13 protein-coding genes are annotated in these 16,633 nt (G+C 69.3%); 5 read left to right on the forward strand and 8 right to left on the reverse strand.

Annotated elements, in window-relative coordinates:
• The first annotated feature begins 13 nt into the window (after positions 1–13).
• Positions 14–1,153: an ABC transporter ATP-binding protein gene (locus M8I34_RS26785; RefSeq protein WP_250053381.1), complete on the forward strand. Its 1,140-nt coding sequence runs from the start codon at positions 14–16 to the stop codon at positions 1,151–1,153.
• Between the two features lie 98 nt (positions 1,154–1,251).
• Here M8I34_RS26785 and M8I34_RS26790 read toward each other — a convergent pair whose 3' ends face one another.
• The 8 genes from M8I34_RS26790 to M8I34_RS26825 all read right to left on the reverse strand — a co-directional run bounded on the left by M8I34_RS26790 (position 1,252) and on the right by M8I34_RS26825 (position 12,183).
• Positions 1,252–2,346 (reverse strand): ABC transporter ATP-binding protein, encoded by a 1,095-nt coding sequence (locus M8I34_RS26790; RefSeq protein WP_250053383.1) that lies wholly within the window; start codon positions 2,344–2,346, stop codon positions 1,252–1,254.
• On the reverse strand, positions 2,333–3,373 hold the full coding sequence (locus tag M8I34_RS26795) for an ABC transporter ATP-binding protein (RefSeq protein ID WP_250053385.1): 1,041 nt from the start codon (positions 3,371–3,373) through the stop codon (positions 2,333–2,335). The genes M8I34_RS26790 and M8I34_RS26795 overlap by 14 nt, the downstream gene beginning before the upstream one ends.
• 11 nt (positions 3,374–3,384) lie before the next feature.
• Positions 3,385–4,377: an ABC transporter permease gene (locus M8I34_RS26800; RefSeq protein WP_244418867.1), complete on the reverse strand. Its 993-nt coding sequence runs from the start codon at positions 4,375–4,377 to the stop codon at positions 3,385–3,387.
• Positions 4,370–5,293: an ABC transporter permease gene (locus tag M8I34_RS26805; protein WP_250053387.1), complete on the reverse strand. Its 924-nt coding sequence runs from the start codon at positions 5,291–5,293 to the stop codon at positions 4,370–4,372. The genes M8I34_RS26800 and M8I34_RS26805 overlap by 8 nt, the downstream gene beginning before the upstream one ends.
• A gap of 27 nt (positions 5,294–5,320) precedes the next feature.
• A complete protein-coding gene (locus M8I34_RS26810) occupies positions 5,321–6,940 on the reverse strand; it encodes an ABC transporter substrate-binding protein (protein ID WP_250053389.1) in 1,620 nt (539 codons plus the stop codon).
• A gap of 255 nt (positions 6,941–7,195) precedes the next feature.
• Positions 7,196–7,549: an antibiotic biosynthesis monooxygenase gene (locus M8I34_RS26815; protein ID WP_250053390.1), complete on the reverse strand. Its 354-nt coding sequence runs from the start codon at positions 7,547–7,549 to the stop codon at positions 7,196–7,198.
• A 166-nt stretch (positions 7,550–7,715) separates the two neighbouring features.
• Positions 7,716–9,587: a translational GTPase TypA gene (typA, locus tag M8I34_RS26820; protein ID WP_250053392.1), complete on the reverse strand. Its 1,872-nt coding sequence runs from the start codon at positions 9,585–9,587 to the stop codon at positions 7,716–7,718.
• Positions 9,588–9,771: 184 nt separating this feature from the next.
• A complete protein-coding gene (locus M8I34_RS26825; RefSeq protein ID WP_250053394.1) occupies positions 9,772–12,183 on the reverse strand; it encodes an ABC transporter family substrate-binding protein in 2,412 nt (803 codons plus the stop codon).
• 406 nt (positions 12,184–12,589) lie between these two features.
• Between M8I34_RS26825 and M8I34_RS26830 the strand changes: the two genes are divergently transcribed.
• From M8I34_RS26830 to M8I34_RS26845, 4 genes are all read left to right on the forward strand, one after another.
• Positions 12,590–12,889 (forward strand): hypothetical protein, encoded by a 300-nt coding sequence (locus M8I34_RS26830; RefSeq protein WP_030981484.1) that lies wholly within the window; start codon positions 12,590–12,592, stop codon positions 12,887–12,889.
• A gap of 138 nt (positions 12,890–13,027) precedes the next feature.
• Positions 13,028–13,855 carry a hypothetical protein gene (locus M8I34_RS26835; RefSeq protein WP_244418873.1) on the forward strand — a complete coding sequence of 276 codons (828 nt, stop codon included), beginning with the start codon at positions 13,028–13,030 and terminating at the stop codon, positions 13,853–13,855.
• A gap of 34 nt (positions 13,856–13,889) precedes the next feature.
• Positions 13,890–15,830 carry a fumarate reductase/succinate dehydrogenase flavoprotein subunit gene (locus tag M8I34_RS26840; RefSeq protein ID WP_250053396.1) on the forward strand — a complete coding sequence of 647 codons (1,941 nt, stop codon included), beginning with the start codon at positions 13,890–13,892 and terminating at the stop codon, positions 15,828–15,830.
• Positions 15,827–16,624, forward strand: a complete 798-nt coding sequence (locus M8I34_RS26845; RefSeq protein WP_250053398.1) for a succinate dehydrogenase/fumarate reductase iron-sulfur subunit — start codon at positions 15,827–15,829, stop codon at positions 16,622–16,624. Before M8I34_RS26840 ends, M8I34_RS26845 begins: the two co-directional genes overlap by 4 nt.
• Positions 16,625–16,633 lie beyond the last annotated feature (9 nt).

The raw sequence follows: 16,633 nt of genomic DNA on the forward strand, positions 1-16,633 counted from the left end.
GGAGCAACACACCATGGCAGACAACGTCACCCTCCCGGCGCCTCGTGACGCCGCGCCCTCCCCGGGCGAGCCGCTGCTCACCGCCGAGGGCCTCACCAAGCACTTCCCGATCTACGGCGGCTTCCCGTTCAAGCGGAAGGTCGGCGCGGTCCAGGCGGTCGACGGCGTCGACCTGACCGTGCACGCCGGCGAAAGCTTCGGCCTGGTCGGTGAGTCGGGCTGCGGCAAGTCCACCACCGGACGGCTGCTCACCCGGCTCATGGAGCCGACCTCCGGCAAGATCACGTATGCGGGCCGGGACATCACCCACGCGGGCCGCAAGGAACTGGCCCCGATCCGGTCCGAGATCCAGATGATCTTCCAGGACCCGTATGCCTCGCTGAACCCGCGGCAGACGGTGGGCACCATCATCGGCGGCCCGATGGAGATCAACGAGATCAACCCGCCCGGCGGCCGGGAGAAGCGGATCCGTGAGCTCCTGGAGACCGTGGGTCTCAACCCGGAGCACTACAACCGCTTCCCGCACGAGTTCTCCGGCGGCCAGCGGCAGCGCATCGGCGTGGCCCGGGCGCTCGCCCTGGAGCCGAAGCTGATCATCGCCGACGAGCCGGTCTCCGCGCTCGATGTCTCCATCCAGGCGCAGGTCGTCAACCTGCTCCAGAAGCTCCAGCGTGAGCTGGGCATCGCGTTCCTGTTCATCGCCCACGACCTGGCGATCGTGCGGCACTTCAGCGAGCGCGTCGCGGTGATGTACCTCGGCAAGATCGTCGAGGTGGGTACCCGCGACGAGATCTACAACCGGCCGCGCCACCCGTACACCCACGCGCTGCTGTCGGCGGTGCCGGAGGCCAAGCTGGTGGAGAGCGAGGAGGAGGACCGCGAGCGCATCCGCCTCGCCGGTGACGTCCCCTCCCCCGTCAATCCGCCCTCCGGCTGCCGGTTCCGTACGCGGTGCTGGAAGGCGCAGGACAAGTGCGCGACCGAGGAGCCGCCGCTCGTCCAGATCACCGGGAACAAGTCCGGCCACCTCACGGCCTGTCACTTCCCCGAGGAGCCGACGACCGCGGCCCGCGACGAGGACATCATCCTCGACCCGGCGCTGGCGGCGATGGAGGACATCGAGCCGGCCGGCGAGGTCGGCAAGACCGACTAGCGACGGCCGCCGCGCGAAGCCGGAGCCCGCTTCCCCTACGGGAGGCGGGCTCCGGCATGTGCTCCTCCGGGGGCCGCGACGGGCTGCCCGCCGTACGGCTACTCGCTCGGCACGGCCTGCCGCTCCTCCGCGAAGTGACAGGCCGAGGCGTGCCCGGCCGGTCCCGCCGACTCCCGGAACTCCGCGGGCACTTCCAGTGGCGGCACGACCTCCGCGCACAGCTGCTGGGCCTTCCAGCAGCGGGTGCGGAAGCGGCATCCGGACGGCGGGTGGGCGGGCGAGGGGACATCGCCCGCCAGCAGGATGCGGTCCCGTTGGGTGCGGGCGTCCGGGTCGGGGACGGGCACGGCGGACAGCAGGGCCTGGGTGTACGGGTGGGTGGGGTGCTCGTAGATCTGGTCCTCGGTGCCGATCTCGGCGAGCCGGCCCAGGTACATCACCGCGACGCGGTCGGAGATGTGCCGTACGACGGACAGATCGTGGGCGATGAAGACGTACGACAGATCGAACTCGTGCTGCAACTGCTCCAGCAGGTTGACCACTTGGGCCTGGACGGAGACGTCCAGCGCGGAGACCGGCTCATCGGCGACGATGATCTCCGGGCGCAGGGCGAGGCCGCGGGCGATGCCGATGCGCTGGCGCTGTCCGCCGGAGAACTGGTGCGGATAGCGGTTGATGTACTCGGGGTTGAGCCCGACCACGTCCAGGAGTTCCCGGACCTTTCTGCGGCGGTCTCCCTTGGGGGCCACCTCGGGGTGGATCTCGTACGGCTCGCCGATGATGTCGCCGACGGTCATCCGGGGGTTCAGGGACGTGTAGGGGTCCTGGAACACCATCTGGATGTTGCGGCGTACGGCCTTCAGGGCCCGGCCGGAGAGCGTGCTGATGTCCTCGCCCCGGTAGCGGATCCGGCCCGCCGTCGGGCGTTCGAGGCCGACCAGCAGCTTGGCGACCGTGGACTTGCCGCAGCCCGATTCGCCGACGATGCCGAGCGTTTCCCCTTGGTGGAGGTCGAAGGAGACCCCGTCGACGGCCTGGACGGCGCCGACCTGTTTCCGAAGGAGCACACCCCGGGTGAGCGGGAAGTGCTTGACCAGGTCGCGGACCTCCAGGATCGGTTCCGTCGTGCCGGCCGACGCCGCGCCGGCCGCCGGGGTGCCGACCGCCGGGGTGCCGCTGTCACCGTGCGCCATCGAGGGTCTCCTTCCAGAAGTGGCAGGCGCTGGCCCTGCCGGGTCCGGCCTCGTAGAGCGGCGGAAGGTCGGTGCGGCAGATGTCCTGGGCCAGCGGGCAGCGCGGATGGAAGGGGCAGCCCGGTGGGATGGCGGTCAGGTTGGGCGGCAGGCCCTTGATCGCGTACAGCCGCTGTCCCTTCTGGTCCAGCCGCGGGATGGAGTCCAGCAGGCCGCGGGTGTACGGGTGGGCGGGTGCCTTGTAGAGCTGGTGGACCGGGGCGGTCTCGACGATCCGGCCCGCGTACATCACCGCGATGGTGTCGGCGACATCCGCGACCACCCCGAGGTCATGGGTGATCAGGATCAGGCCCATGGTGAGTTCGCGCTGGAGCTCCGCCAGCAGATCCATCACCTGCGCCTGGACGGTGACGTCCAGGGCCGTGGTCGGCTCGTCCGCGATGATCAGCTCGGGGCCCAGGGACAGCGCCATCGCGATCATGATGCGCTGGCGCATACCGCCGGAGAACTGGTGCGGATAGTCGCCCACCCGCTCCCTGGCCGCGGGGATGCCGACCCGCTCCATCAGCTCCACAGCCTTGCCGCGGGCCCCCTTACGGGACATCCCCTCGTGGACCTGGAACATCTCCCCGAGCTGTGCCCCGACGGTGAGGACCGGGTTCAGCGAGGACAGCGCGTCCTGGAAGATCATCGCCATCTTCGCGCCACGGACCCGGCGCCGTTCGTCCTTGCGCAGGGTGAGCAGATCGCGCCCCTGGAAGAGGATCTCGCCGCCGGTGACGAACCCCGGCGGGGAGTCGAGGATGCCCATCACGGCCTGTGCGGTGACGGACTTGCCGGAGCCCGACTCCCCCAGCACCGCCAGCGTCTGGCCCGGCGCCACGCGGTAGCTGACGCCGTTGACGGCCTTCGCCACACCGTCCCGGGTGCGGAACTCGACCCGCAGATCGCGCACGTCCAGCAGGGGCGTGTCCGCGAGCGCCGTGGCGCCGCCCGCCGGCTTTCCGGCCGCGTCCTCGTTCGTCATCGTCCGGCTCCTCAGCGCAACTTGGGGTCGAGGGCGTCGCGCACCGCGTCGCCGAGCATGATGAACGCCAGCACCGTGATGCTCAGCGCGCCCGCGGGCCACAGCAGCATGTGCGGTGCGCTGCGGATGTACGTGGAGGCCGTGGAGATGTCGATGCCCCAGGAGACGGTGGGCGGCTTCAGGCCCGCGCCCAGATAGGAGAGCGTCGCCTCCAGCGCGATGTACGTACCGAGCGCGATGGTGGCGACGACGATGACCGGCGCGATCGCGTTCGGTGCGATGTGCCGCAGCAGCATCCGCCCGTTGCCGGCGCCCAGCGCCCGTGCGGCCTGGACGTAGTCGTTCTGCTTGGCGGTGACGACGGAGCCGCGGGCGATACGGGAGACCTGCGGCCAGCCGAGCAGCACGATGAAGCCGACCACCGGCCAGACCGTGGTGCTGATGACGACGGAGAGGAAGACCAGGCCGCCGAGGATCACCGGGATGCCGAAGAAGATGTCGGCGAGCCGGGAGAGCGAGGTGTCCCACCAGCCGCCGAAGAAGCCGGCCAGGCCGCCCAGCAGGCTGCCGAGCAGCGCCGCGCCGGTCGTGGCGCAGACTCCCACCGTGATGGAGGCACGGGCCCCGTAGACCACGCGGGTGTAGACGTCCCGGCCCTGGGTGTCGAAGCCGAAGGGGTGGCCGGGCTGGGAGCCCTGCTGCGCCTTGGCGAGGTCCGCGCGGTAGGGGTTGCCGGTGGCGATCAGCTGCGGCCAGATGGCGATGATCACCAGGAAGACGATGACCAGCGCGGAGACCACGAAGACGGGGTTGCGGTACAGATCGTGCCAGGCGTCGCTCCACAGGCTGCGGGGCTTGCCGAACGGCTCCCCGCCGGGCGGGCCGCCGCCCGGCGGGGCCGCACCGGGCCGCCGCTCCAGCGACTCCGCCTCGCCGATGGCCAGTGCGGCGGAGCCGCCGTCGCCATGGCCGATGGCTTCCTTCGGGACGTAGGACTCAGGCATAACGGATCCTCGGGTCGAGGACGGCGTACAGCAGGTCGACGAGGAGGTTCGCCAGGAGGAAGACCAGCACCAGGATGGTCACGAAGCCCACGACGGTCGGCGAGTTCTGCCGCAGGACGCCCTGGTAGAGCTGGAATCCGACGCCATGGATGTTGAAGATGCGCTCGGTGACGATCGCGCCGCCCATCAGGGCGCCGATGTCCGTGCCGATGAAGGTGACGACCGGGATCAGCGAATTGCGCAGCAGATGGCGGGTGATGACGCGGTGCCGGGGCAGGCCCTTGGCGACGGCCGTACGGACATAGTCGGCGCGGGCGTTCTCCGCGATCGAGGTCCGGGTCAGCCGGGTCACATAGGCGAGCGAGACCAGCGCCAGCACCAGCCCCGGCAGCAGGAGTTCGTTCAGGGGTGCCTCCGGGGCGACGGACGGCGCGGCCCAGCCCCACTGCACCCCGAACACGAACTGGAGCAGATAGCCGCTGACGAACGTCGGGATGGACACCACGACGAGGCTGAGGACCAGCACCGTGGTGTCGATGTCCCGGCCGCGCCGCAGCCCGCTGAACACGCCCAGCACGATGCCCACCACCATCTCGATCACAATGGCGACGATCGTCAGCCGTAGCGTGACGGGAAAGGCGCTGGCCATCAGTTCGGTGACCGACTGGCCGTTGAACGCGGTGCCGAAATTCCCCTGGAAGATCTGCCCCATGTAATGCAGATACTGCTTCCACAGCGGCTCATCGAGGTAGAGGTCGCGGCGGATCTGCGCGGCGGTGGCGGGGTCGGGCGCCCGGTCGCCGAACATCGCGGCCACGGGGTCGCCCAGCGCATAGACCATGAAGAAGATCAGGAACGTACTGCCGATGAACACCGGGATCATCTGGAGCAGCCGCCGGATCACATAGCGTCCCATGAAGCGCCAACCTCCCTCGCACCGCTGTCAGTTGACCTTGATTTCGTTGTAGACCGGAACGCTGAACGGATTCAGCGCGACATTGCTGATCCGGTCCGAATAGCCGCCGCTGCCGTTCTGGTACCACAGCGGAATGGCCGGCATCTGCTGGGCGAGGATCTTCTCCGCATCCTGGAACTTCGCGACGGCCTGGCCGGTGTCCGTTGCCGCATTCGCCTCGTTCACCAGCTTGTCGAAAGCGCGGTTGCTGAACTTGCCGTCGTTGGACGAGGCGTTGGTGTAATACAGCGGCTGAAGGAAGTTCTGGATCAGCGGATAGTCCATCTGCCAGCCGGCCCGGAACGGACCGGGCATCTGCTTTGCCGTGATCTTGTTCCGGAAGTCGGCGAAGGTCCCGACCGGGTTCCCGACGCAGGCGTTGTCGTCCCCCAGGGACTTGTTGATGCTGTTGCAGGTGGCGTCGATCCAGTCCTTGTGGGACCCCGTATCGGCGTTGTACGTGAGGGTCATCCTCCCGCCGGGAATCCCGCCGCCCTCCTTGACCAGCTGCTTGGCCTGTGCCGCGTCGAACACACAGGCATCGCCGCACAGCCCAGGCTTGTACCCCCCGTCCGCCCCCAGCACCGGCGAGGTCCAGTCCGTGGCGGGCGTCCGGGTCTTCTGGAAGATCTCCTGGGTGATCTGGTCCCGGTCGATCGCCATCGAGATGCCGCGCCGCACCTTCTCCGCGCCCGGCCGGTTCCACCTCTTGTCGTACATGGGGAAGGTGAGGGTCTGAATGATCCCGGCCGGCTGATTGATATAGCGGCCGCCGAGATCCGACTTCACATGCTTGAGCTGCGCGGCCGGAATGTCGTCGACCAGATCGAGGTTGCCGGCCTGGAGATCGGTATAGGCGGTGTTGTTGTCCGTATAGACCCGCAGATCGATGCCGCCGTTCCGGGCCGGATCGTCACCCGGATACTTCCCCCACTTCCGCATCCGCAGCACGGACCCCTTCTCGTAGGAATCCACGAGATAGGGCCCGTTCCCCACGGGCTTTCGGATCCAGGCATCGTGATCCCGGAAGAACGCCTGCGGCAGCGGCATGAAGGCCGAGTAGCCCAGCGTGTCCGGCCAGCTGGAGAACTTCTGGTTGAGCTTGACGGTGAAGGTCCTGTCGTCCTTCACCACCAGCCCCGACAGCGTCTTGGCCCGAGGGGTCCCGCCGTCCGGGTGCACCTGCGCAAAGCCGTCGATGTACTGGAAGAACGCCGCGTTCTTCTGCTTGTTGCTCAGCAGCGCCCCGTAATTCCAGGCATCCACAAAAGACTTGGCGGTGACCTTCTCGCCGTTGCTGAAGGTCCAGCCGGGTTTCAGCGTCACCGTGAAATTCTGCGAATCCGACGTCTCGATCCGGTCCGCGATCACATTCTCCGCCGCGCCCGTCTTCGGGTCGTAGCGCTTGAGCCCCCGGAACAGCATCTCCAGGACCTTGCCGCCCTGGACCTCATTGGTGTTCGCCGGCTCCAGCGGATTCTGCGGATCGCCCCAGGACGAGCTGACCACCCCGGAACGGCCGGCCCCCGCTCCGCCCCCGCATGCCGTGGCCACGAGAGCGACGCCGACGGCGCAGACGCCCCACTTCGCGCGCGTGGCTCCGCGCATGACGCCTCCTCAGGTCCGGGAGCATGCCTGAGGCCTGTCCGGCGGATCAGGGGCGGGCAGGCCCTAGGCCACATAAGATCGCAAAGCGGGACGTACCGCACTCCGGCGGCGACCGCCACTGCTCCGAAAACCTGAGAAACCCCTCGGATGCCCGAGCGGGGGCGCGTACGCGGGTCCGGGCCGCCGCCCCCGCAGGGGCGGACATCCCTGAACGCGGCGCCGGGCAATTCCTCTCTGTAGTGCCGGGAGATCCCGCTATCCGGCGCCGGGAGCTCCCTCTATGTGGTGCACGGACTCCACCGCATACAGCCGCGGATCGAATCCCTCCGCCAGCGCGGCGGCCTGCGTCATGTGCTCCTGCGCCGTCGGATCGGCCAGCATCGCCCGGAAGTGCGCCTCGCTCTCCCACTGCGCATAGTTGACGACCCGTTCGCCGTCCGCACTCGCGTGGATATTCGCCGAGATGAATCCCGGCCGGTCCTTCATCGTCTCCTCGGTGGCCCGGCTCAGCAGCGCCACCAGCTCCGCCTGCCGCTCCGGCAGCACGGTGAACACATTGATGAGCGTGGCGACCTCGCGCCCGGCCTCGATCTTCGTCGTCATTGCCATACCGCCAGTCTCCCGCCGACCACTGACAACGGGCCGCGGAGGGCCCCTGCGCTGCGCCGGCACAGCAAAAGGGCGCCCCTCACACGGAGGAGCGCCCCATCACTTCAGGCCATCATCCCGGCCCGGAAGGCCCGGAAGGACCCGGACGGCCGGACGGCGGCCGGTGTTACCGCTTGGCGCGCGACGCGGTGCGGCCGCGCTCCTTCTGGTCCAGGACGACCTTGCGGATACGGACCGTCTCCGGGGTGACCTCGATGCACTCGTCGTCGCGGCAGAACTCCAGCGACTGCTCCAGGGAGAGCTTGCGCGGCGGGACCACGTTCTCGGTGGTGTCCGCCGAAGCCGCACGCATGTTGGTGAGCTTCTTCTCCTTGGTGATGTTCACGTCCATGTCGTCGGAGCGCGAGTTCTCACCGATGATCATGCCCTCGTACACCTCGGTGCCCGGCTCCGTGAAGATCACGCCGCGCTCCTGGAGGTTGATCATCGCGAACGGCGTGACCGAACCGGAGCGGTCGGCGACCAGCGAACCGTTGTGGCGGGTGCGCAGCTCGCCGAACCACGGCTCGTGGCCCTCGAACAGGGAGTGCGCGATGCCCGTACCGCGGGTCTGGGTCAGGAACTCCGTACGGAAGCCGATCAGGCCACGCGACGGCACGATCCACTCCATACGGATCCAGCCGGAACCGTGGTTGGTCATGGTCTCCATACGGCCCTTACGGGTCGCCATCAGCTGCGTGATCGCGCCGAGGTGCTCCTCGGGGGAGTCGATCGTCAGGCGCTCGATCGGCTCGTGCAGCTTGCCGTCGATCTGCTTGGTGACGACCTCGGGCTTGCCGACGGTGAGCTCGAAGCCCTCCCGGCGCATGGTCTCGACGAGGATCGCCAGCGCCAGCTCGCCACGGCCCTGGACCTCCCAGGCGTCGGGACGCTCGGTGTCCAGCACGCGCAGCGAGACGTTACCGATCAGCTCGCGGTCCAGGCGGTCCTTGACCTGGCGGGCGGTGACCTTGTGGCCCTTGCCGCCCTTGCCGACCAGCGGCGAGGTGTTCGTACCGATGGTCATCGAGATGGCCGGCTCGTCGACCGTGATCAGCGGCAGCGCGACCGGGTTCTCCGGGTCGGCCAGCGTCTCGCCGATCATGATGTCCGGGATACCGGCGACGGCACAGATGTCACCGGGGCCGGCCTTCTCGGCGGGCTTGCGGGTGAGCGCCTCGGTCATCATCAGCTCGGTGATGCGGACGTTGGACATGGTGCCGTCACGCTTGATCCACGCGACGGTCTGGCCCTTCTTCAGCTCGCCCTGCTCGACACGGAGCAGCGCGATACGGCCGAGGAAGTTGTCCGCGTCGAGGTTGGTGACGTGGGCCTGGAGCGGGGCGTCCTCGTCGTACTCCGGCGCCGGGATGTGCTCCAGCAGTGTGGTGAAGAACGGCTGGAGGTTCTCGCTGTCGGGGGGGACGGTGCCGTCCTCCGGCTTGGTCAGCGAGGCGATGCCGTCACGGGCGCAGGCGTAGACGATCGGGAACTCGATCTGGTCCTCGTCCGCGTCCAGGTCCAGGAAGAGGTCGTAGGTCTCGTTGACGACCTCGTCGATCCGGGAGTCGGGGCGGTCGGTCTTGTTGATGCACAGGATGACCGGCATCCGGGCCGTGAGGGCCTTGCGGAGCACGAAGCGGGTCTGCGGGAGCGGGCCCTCGGAGGCGTCGACCAGCAGGACGACCGCGTCCACCATCGACAGACCGCGCTCGACCTCGCCACCGAAGTCGGCGTGGCCGGGGGTGTCGATGATGTTGATCGTGATCGGGTCCCCGCCGTCCTTGGGGTGATACTTCACCGCCGTGTTCTTGGCGAGGATCGTGATGCCCTTCTCACGCTCCAGGTCGTTGGAGTCCATCATCCGGTCGTCGAGCTTCTCGGCGGCGTGTTCGGCGAAGGCGCCGGCCTGCTTGAGCATGGCGTCGACGAGGGTCGTCTTCCCATGGTCGACGTGGGCGACGATGGCTACGTTACGAATGTCGTGGCGCGTGGGCATACTGGCGGCGCTTCTCCCGGAATCGTGGGTGGCGGCACGTCCATCCGGTACGCGCGCCTGCCGGGCATAACGAAGCCACGGCCTCACCCCATCGTACGGGGCTGCGGCAGCATTGGCCGCCGCAGCCCGTACGCACACCACCTGACCTGCGATTTCTTACCTTTTATCCGCGGAGATGCGGCCCCTACTTCTGGTAGCCGATGTCCTGGAAGCGGGGCGTGGCGAAGCCGAAGGCGCCGACGTTGGCGAGCGTCTTCTTCGTGGCCACCAGCTCGGGCCGCTGGTAGAGCGGAATCGATCCGGCGGCCGCCCAGATCCGGGCGTCGGTCTGTGCCATCAGCGTGCGCGAGGCGCCCTCGTCCAGCTCGGAGGCGGCCTGGTCGAAGAGCTGGTCGATGTGGTCGGTGCCGACCCGGGTGAAGTTCTGCTCGACGGTCAGCGAGCCGTCGGGCGCGGGCTGCGGCTTGGCGTAGATCGGCCGGGCGTCGGTCGCCGGGTAGGCGGTGCCGGGCCAGGAGTACAGCGCCAGGTCGAAGTCGCCGGAGGCGATGTGGTCCTGGAAGTAGCTGGCGTCGGAGACCCGCTGGAGGGAGGTCTGGATGCCGATCTTGCCGAGCATCGTGGCGATCTGCCGCCCGACGGTGCGCAGCTGCTGGGAGCCGGCGCCGTCGGGGAGCACGAAGCGCAGGGTGAGCGGCCTGCCGTTCTTCTTGACGGCGGCGATCCTGCCCTCCTTGTGCCCGGCCGGCAGCGGTGCGGCCGCCGCGTCGGCACGCCGCTCGGCGGCCGCGTGCAGGGCCCCCGGGTGGCCGCCGGACCCCGGCAGATGCGGGGCCTGTCCGGTCTCGATCAGCTCGGCGGCACCGAGCGCCTGTGCCGCGCGCTTCTTGTACCGCTTGTACTTGGCGTACGCCGCGGACTCGGTGTCACCGTCCGCTTCCTCCTTCTCACTGGCGGCCGCCTCCTTGTAGAACGAGGCGCTCTGCCGCAGCAGGGCGGACTGCTGCACCTCGGAGCCCACCGCGCCCGTGAAGGACAGCGGGGCCTCGGCCGCGGCGGGCCGGACGCCTTCCTGGTCGCTCTTGGCGGGCGGGGCGGCGTGGCCGGTGCGGGCCGGGTTGCGGTCGTCGGCACCGGCGTCGTATGCGTCGTCCGATCCGCCCTCCGACCGGTCGTCGGCGGGCTCGTCCCCGTAGCGGTCGTCCGACGGGTCGAAGCCGTCCTCGTCCCCGTCGGCACGCTCCGCGTCCGGCGCCGGGGCGCCCGCCTTCTCGCCGGCCTGCTGACGGTCGGCGCCGTCGCTCTTCCAGCCGGCGTCCGCGAGCAGCGCCTTGGCCGCACCGGTGTCCTGGCCGCCGAGCGCATCGCTGTGGTCCTGGTAGCCGTGCTGCTCGGCCATCAGCAGATGGCTGCCGAGCGGGCGGGACGGCAGGTCGAGCGGCTTGAGGACGGTGTCCGCGAGCGCCTGGCGGTCGATGGCGCGGGCCACCGCGCGGCGCACCCGGTCGTCGGCCAGCGGTCCGCTGCTGCCGTTGAGGGCGAGCTGGGTGTAGGCGGGTTCGAGCGCCTTGCGGATGGTGTAGTCGCGCAGTACGGCGTTCTCCGCGGCGACGGCCTTGGCGTCCGACCGGGCACCGGCCCGGTTCTTGTCGCCCTGCGGGGCCGCGTTGCCGTCGCCGGCCTTCTTGTGGGATGCGGCGCGGCGGGCGGAGGCGACCCGCTTCGCGGCGACCTGGTCGACCGCGGCGACATCGACGCTCCCGTTGGCGAGCGCCGCGGCCCGCTTGTCGCCGGGCAGTGACTCCAGCACGATCTTCTTGAGCTTGGCGGGCTCGCCCCACCACTTCGGGTTGCGTACGAGGACGACATGGCCCGCCTCGGCGTCCCGCTTCTGGACCAGGAACGGACCGGCGCCGACCTTGAGCTGCTCGCGCGCGCCGTCGTTGAAGGCGTCGGCGCTGCCCATCACGCTCCTGGGGTAGAGCGGGGTGAACAGGGACTTCCAGTCGGCGTAGGGGCGGGCGAAGGTGACCTTGACCTCGTGGGCGCCCGCCCCCTGTTCGACCTTGGCGATCCGGTCGTAGCCGGCGTTGCGGGCGGTCCAGAAGGCGTTGTCCTTACCGCGCAGCGCGGTCCACTGGGCGATGAAGTCGGCAGCGGTGATCGCCGTGCCGTTGCTCCACCGCGCCTTGGGATTGATCTTGTAGGTGACGACCTGCTTGGGGTCGCGGGTGCTGATGTCCGCGGCGTCCAGGTAGTCGGCGTTGCGCTGCGGCCGCCCGCTCGCGTCGATGGTGAACATGCTGGGCAGCACCGCGCCGGCGATCCGCGTGGTGGTCGCGTCGGCGTCGGACTGGAAGGCGTTCAGGGTGCCGGGCATCGCGTCGACGGCCCAGCGCAGGGTGCCGCCGTTCTTCAGCTCGCCGCGGGGTGCGGGCGCGATGTCCTGGGACGTCCCGACGGACGTGTCCCGGGTGGCGTCGCTGCATCCGGTCAGGACCGGCAGCGGGAGCAGCACCCCCGCCGCGATGAGCGCGGCACAGCGGCGTCCGCGGCACACCGGGCGGCGGCCTGAGGGGTGGTCGTGGTCGGTCATGACGGTTACCTCCGGGCTCGCCCGCGCCGCGCCGCGCGCCGCCTGGGCCCTGACCGGCGCACCACGTTCGGCCGACTTTGCGGCTCATCACATCTATGGCCCCCCTACTGAAAGCGACCGCGCCCGGACCGCCCGCCCGACACGTCGGCCACGGCGCCAAGGCCACCCGCCCGGCCCAACAACAGGCCCCTGGAGCAGGCGGAATCGGGTCTGCACGGCGGTGCGGGCGACCGCGCGCGCCGGCTCTTCCCGTATCGGCGTTCGAACTACGCCGCGGCGCATGGTTGCCGAAACGCACCGGTTCGAGTCGTAATCGCGCCCGACCCCTTCCCAACCCCTACTGTGACGCGCGACACTCTCGGGCGCATGAGATCGCCCACCACACCTTCAAAAGTGAGGGCACGTTATGTCCCTTCAGGACGAATTGACGGCGGTTGAACGCAGCCTGGACGGCCTGGTCCGGTCGGTGGGAAGGCTGGAGACGCAGCTCGACGCCGGTCTGGACATCCGGCGGGTCCGCACTGACGCGGACCATCTGCGCGAGAGCCTCGCGCTGTTGAAGCAGAGCGTGGCGGCCGGTCCACCCCGCCGGAAGAGCGTCGTGGTGGACGAGATGGTGCCGATCTCCGACGCCCCCTACAACTCGGCGCTGTGGACCGACGCCCAGGACGAGGGACTCGGCTCCAGGAACGGCCACGCGCCCTAGGGACAACCCCTGGTCGCCCTGGGGGGCTACCCCTGGTGGAGGCCCCTTAAGGGGTGGCCTCGCCCCACTCAGACCCCTACCCCGTTGCCGCCCCGGAGGAAAGCATTCCGGCCGGAGCGCCCTTCACGGAGACCGACGTTGGCCACTGGAACCGAACCCTCCTCACCAGCGCCCGCGACCGGTGTGCACACCGCCTCGCGTGCCGCCATCCCCGCCCGTCATCTGCGCACCGACCGCTGGTGGCTGGCGCCGGCCGGCACCGCCGCCGGGCTGTTCGCGTTCATCGTCTACTCGACCTGGCGGGCGTTCGCGAACGCCGACTACTACGCCGCGCCCTATGTGTCGCCGTTCTACTCGCCCTGTCTGGCGGAGAACTGCCGCACCATGCGCGGCGGCCCCAACTGGGAGCTCTTCGGCAGCTGGTGGGGCCTGTCCCCCGCGCTGCTCATCCTGATCTTCCCGCTGGGCTTCCGGCTGACCTGCTACTACTACCGCAAGGCCTACTACCGCGGCTTCTGGGCCTCGCCGCCGGCCTGCGCGGTCGCCGAGCCGCACAAGAAGTACACCGGTGAGACCCGCTTCCCGCTGATCCTTCAGAACATCCACCGCTACTTCTTCTACTTCGCGGTGCTGGTGGCGGGCGTACTGACCTACGACACGGCGCTCACCTTCCGCGACGAGAACTACGCCTGGGGCCATATGGGCCTGGGCACCCTGGTGTTCCTCGCCAACATCGTGCTGATCTGGGCGTACACCCTCTCCTGCCACTCCTGCCGGCACATCATCGGCGGCCGGCTGCGGCACTTCTCCAAGCATCCGGTCCGCTACCGGATGTGGGGCTGGGTCGGCAGGCTCAACGAGCGGCACATGCTGCTCGCGTGGTCCTCGCTGATCAGCGTGGCCGTCGCGGACTTCTATGTCTTCCTGCTGGCCAGCGGGGCCATCACGGACCCGCGTTTCTTCTGACGACAGCATCTCCTAAGGAAAGGTGTGCCCTCTGATGGCGCATGTGGACCGGCAGGCATGGGACGTGGTCGTGGTGGGCGCCGGCGGCGCCGGACTGCGTGCCGCCATCGAGGCCCGCGAAGCCGGCATGCGGACGGCCGTGATCTGCAAGTCCCTCTTCGGCAAGGCCCATACGGTGATGGCCGAGGGCGGTATCGCCGCCAGCATGGGCAATGCGAACGAGCACGACAACTGGCAGGTGCACTTCCGGGACACCATGCGCGGCGGGAAGTTCCTCAACCAGTGGCGGATGGCCGAGCTGCACGCCCGTGAGGCCCCGGACCGGGTGTGGGAACTGGAGACCTGGGGCGCGCTCTTCGACCGGACCGCGGACGGCCGGATCTCCCAGCGCAACTTCGGCGGCCACGAGTATCCGCGCCTCGCGCACGTCGGCGACCGTACGGGCCTGGAGCTGATCCGCACCCTCCAGCAGAAGATCGTCTCGTTGCAGCAGGAGGACGAGCGGGAGTTCGGCGCGTACGACGCCCGGCTGAAGGTCTTCCAGGAGTGCACGGTCACCCGGGTGCTCAAGACGGACGAGAGGGTCTCCGGCGCCTTCTGCTACGAGCGGGAGTCCGGCCGCTTCTTCGTCCTGGAGGCCCCGGCGGTGGTGCTGGCCACCGGCGGCATCGGCAAGTCCTTCAAGGTGACCTCGAACTCCTGGGAGTACACCGGCGACGGGCATGCGCTGGCGCTGCTGGCCGGGGCGCCGCTGATCAACATGGAGTTCGTGCAGTTCCACCCCACCGGCATGGTCTGGCCGCCGTCGGTGAAGGGCATCCTCGTGACCGAGTCCGTCCGGGGTGACGGCGGGGTGCTGCGCAACAGCGAGGGCAAGCGCTTCATGTTCGACTACATCCCGGATGTCTTCAAGGAGAAGTACGCCCAGACCGAGGGCGAGGGCGACCGCTGGTACGAGGACCCGGACAACAACCGCCGCCCGCCCGAACTGCTGCCCCGCGACGAGGTCGCACGCGCCATCAACGCCGAGGTCAAGGCGGGCCGCGGCTCCCCGCACGGCGGCGTCTACCTGGATGTCTCCACCCGGATGCCGGCCGAGGTGATCAAACGCCGGCTGCCGTCGATGCACCACCAGTTCAAGGAACTGGCGGATGTGGACATCACCGCCGAGCCGATGGAGGTCGGCCCGACCTGTCACTACGTGATGGGCGGGGTGGACGTGGAGCCGGACACCGCGGCGGCGACCGGCGTACCGGGCCTGTTCGCGGCGGGCGAGGTGGCCGGCGGAATGCACGGTTCCAACCGGCTCGGCGGCAACTCGCTGTCCGACCTGCTGGTCTTCGGCCGCCGGGCGGGGCTGCACGCGGCCGAGTACGCGGCGTCGCTGGCCGAACGGCCGGTCCCCGACCCGCTCCAGATCGACGCGGCGGAGGCGGAGGCGCTGCGCCCCTTCAGCGCCGAGGTCGAGGCGGACACCGGCCGCGAGCCGGGCCCGGCGGAGAATCCGTACACCCTGCACCAAGAGCTCCAGCAGGCGATGAACGACCTGGTCGGCATCATCCGCAAGGAGGGCGAGATGTTCGAGGCCCTGAAACGGCTGGCCGATCTGCGGGTACGGGCCCGCCGGGCCGGCGTCGAGGGGCACCGGCAGTACAACCCGGGCTGGCATCTGGCCATCGATCTGCGGAACATGCTGCTGGTCAGCGAGTGTGTGGCGCGGGCGGCGCTGGAGCGCGAGGAGAGCCGGGGCGGGCACACCCGCGACGACCATCCGGCGATGGACCGCACCTGGCGCAACATCAATCTGGTCTGTGAATTCGCCGGCCCGCAGGGCGATGCGCGGGCCGCCGAGGCGGCGCTGGGCCAGATCCGGCTCTCCCGCCGCGAGACCCCGCCGATCCGCCGCGACCTTCTGGAACTGTTCGAGAAGGACGAGCTGGCGAAGTATCTGACCGACGAGGAGCTGAGCCGGTGAGCGTGTCGCAGGAAGAGCAGCAGTCCGGCGTCTACCAGGCGCACTTCAGGGTGTGGCGCGGCGACACCGCCTCCGGGGACCTGGAGGACTTCAAGGTCGAGGTGCACGACGGCGAAGTGGTGCTGGACATCATCCACCGCCTCCAGGCGACCCAGGCCCCCGATCTCGCCGTCCGCTGGAACTGCAAGGCGGGCAAGTGCGGTTCGTGCAGCGCGGAGATCAACGGGCGGCCGCGGCTGATGTGCATGACCCGGATGTCGGTCTTCGACCGTACGGAGACGATCACGGTCACGCCGATGCGGGCCTTCCCGGTCATCCGCGACCTGGTCACCGATGTGTCCTTCAACTACACCAAGGCCCGCGAGATCCCGGCGTTCGTGCCGCCCCCGGAGCTGGCCCCCGGTGAGTACCGCATGCAGCAGGAGGATGTGGGCCGGTCGCAGGAGTTCCGTAAGTGCATCGAGTGCTTCCTGTGCCAGGACACCTGCCATGTCGTCCGTGACCACGAGGAGAACAAGGCCGCCTTCGCCGGGCCGCGCTTCCTGATGCGGGTGGCCGAGCTCGATATGCATCCGCTGGACGCGGCCGCGGAGTCCGGTATCGACCGCAAGCGCAACGCGCAGGACGAACACGGGCTGGGCTACTGCAACATCACCAAGTGCTGCACCGAGGTCTGCCCCGAGAACATCAAGATCACCGACAATGCGCTGATCCCGCTGAAGGAGCGCGCCGCGGACCGTAAGTACGACCCGCTGGTGTGGCTCGGGAACAAGATCCGGCGTCGCGGGGAATGAACTGAACGG

Source organism: Streptomyces sp. MCA2 (assembly GCF_023544705.1).
Classification (GTDB): domain Bacteria; phylum Actinomycetota; class Actinomycetes; order Streptomycetales; family Streptomycetaceae; genus Streptomyces; species Streptomyces decoyicus.

Bases quoted from the DNA above. Each gene is read 5' to 3' on its own strand.
- M8I34_RS26810 (WP_250053389.1), bottom strand. From the start codon at position 6,940: ATGCGCGGAGCCACGCGCGCGAAGTGGGGCGTCTGCGCCGTCGGCGTC.
- M8I34_RS26795 (WP_250053385.1), bottom strand. From the start codon at position 3,373: ATGACGAACGAGGACGCGGCCGGAAAGCCGGCGGGCGGCGCCACGGCG.
- M8I34_RS26800 (WP_244418867.1), bottom strand. From the start codon at position 4,377: ATGCCTGAGTCCTACGTCCCGAAGGAAGCCATCGGCCATGGCGACGGC.
- M8I34_RS26825 (WP_250053394.1), bottom strand. From the start codon at position 12,183: ATGACCGACCACGACCACCCCTCAGGCCGCCGCCCGGTGTGCCGCGGA.
- M8I34_RS26830 (WP_030981484.1), top strand. From the start codon at position 12,590: ATGTCCCTTCAGGACGAATTGACGGCGGTTGAACGCAGCCTGGACGGC.
- M8I34_RS26815 (WP_250053390.1), bottom strand. From the start codon at position 7,549: ATGGCAATGACGACGAAGATCGAGGCCGGGCGCGAGGTCGCCACGCTC.
- M8I34_RS26840 (WP_250053396.1), top strand. From the start codon at position 13,890: ATGGCGCATGTGGACCGGCAGGCATGGGACGTGGTCGTGGTGGGCGCC.
- M8I34_RS26805 (WP_250053387.1), bottom strand. From the start codon at position 5,293: ATGGGACGCTATGTGATCCGGCGGCTGCTCCAGATGATCCCGGTGTTC.
- M8I34_RS26785 (WP_250053381.1), top strand. From the start codon at position 14: ATGGCAGACAACGTCACCCTCCCGGCGCCTCGTGACGCCGCGCCCTCC.
- M8I34_RS26790 (WP_250053383.1), bottom strand. From the start codon at position 2,346: ATGGCGCACGGTGACAGCGGCACCCCGGCGGTCGGCACCCCGGCGGCC.
- typA (WP_250053392.1), bottom strand. From the start codon at position 9,587: ATGCCCACGCGCCACGACATTCGTAACGTAGCCATCGTCGCCCACGTC.